We start from the raw sequence: 1,145 nt of genomic DNA, 5'->3' as shown, positions 1-1,145 counted from the left end.
GAAAGTTGAGGTCGAGACACCCCACCGTTCTACTCCAGGGCCCCCGGATTTCCCAGACCGGGGCCCCGCGAGATCACAACTCCACACAGGCCCTAGCACCGGTCGATGACCGCTCGCGCACAATCTAGGAGAAACGGGTGCCCGGCCCAACCTGGTCAAAGGTCCGGCCGGGCTCCCGCGCCGGGCAGTGCGCATCGAGTGCACCACGGGCCGGTGGTGCGCACCAGGTCCGCACGATGCCGCGCACCACCGGCGCCGCGCACCGCACCTGATGCGCACCGGATAGGGCGTTTCCCGCTACACCGCCTGCCGGCCGTCAAGTTCCCGCCGGGCGGCGAGAGCCCTCGCCAGCACCTTGGCCCGGTAGGGATTCTCGGCGCTGAGGGCCGTCGCCACCGCCACCGCCTCCTCCAAGAGTGCCAGCCGTTGCCCGGGCAGCTCCCGCACCAGCGGCGAGGCGCCGGCCTCCACCAGGACGTACGCCAGCTTCGACCCGTACACCTCCGGCTCGACCTGCGTCAGCAGGCGGTAGATCCACAGCCCTTCGACACCGCGCACCACCCGCCGGTTGGCGCCGAGCAGCTTGACCCTCGCCCGCAGAACCATGTCCTGATCCATCGATCCCCCTTCGTTCCCTCACCCCCGGCCCGCCCCGTCACGCGACGAGACAGCACAGCGAACGCGTCGGCAGCCGGGAACGGATGCCGACACGGACGTCGGAGAGTGGATGACGACGAGTCTGCGGGCGGACCACCACCTGCGACAAGCCCGAACGGACGTGCGCTCCGTCCTACCGAAAACCACCTGCGAACAGGCATGATGGATCTGACACTCGCTGAGGACCGAGCCCGCGCCCCTGGGCGCGAGCAGGGGAATCCGCCCGGCCCGGGCGACGCCGGCCGGAGAGCGTGTTGCGCCCAGTCACCGCACGGGAGGAGCCGATCGGTCGACGCATGCGGCCTGCCCCGACCCCTATGGTGGCGGCAAGGCAAATGACCCTGGATCTCAAGATTCCCGACAGCGATGCAGCGTGGCTTCGCCACGCACAGCTGGGGCTTCCCCCTTGTAGGTGGACACCTTCGATCCGGCCCCGCAGGGGACCGGCCAGAAGGAGTCATTTATGGTGATGAGGGTATACTCGCCCG

1 protein-coding gene is annotated in these 1,145 nt (G+C 69.3%); it reads right to left on the bottom strand.

The window, feature by feature from the left end; all coding sequences use genetic code 11:
• Nucleotides 1-297: 297 nt before the first annotated feature.
• Nucleotides 298-618 (bottom strand): hypothetical protein, encoded by a 321-nt coding sequence (locus AB0J04_RS46245; protein ID WP_363174751.1) that lies wholly within the window; start codon nucleotides 616-618, stop codon nucleotides 298-300.
• Between the last annotated feature and the right edge of the window lie 527 nt (nucleotides 619-1,145).

The sequence above is a fragment of the Streptomyces sp. NPDC050263 genome (assembly GCF_040655955.1).
In the GTDB taxonomy this organism is placed as follows: Bacteria; Actinomycetota; Actinomycetes; order Streptomycetales; family Streptomycetaceae; genus Streptomyces.
This window is presented reverse-complemented; position numbering and strand designations above follow the sequence as displayed.

Excerpts from the sequence above, each read along its gene's own strand:
- AB0J04_RS46245 (WP_363174751.1), bottom strand. The coding sequence starts at position 618 with ATGGATCAGGACATGGTTCTGCGGGCGAGGGTCAAGCTGCTCGGCGCC.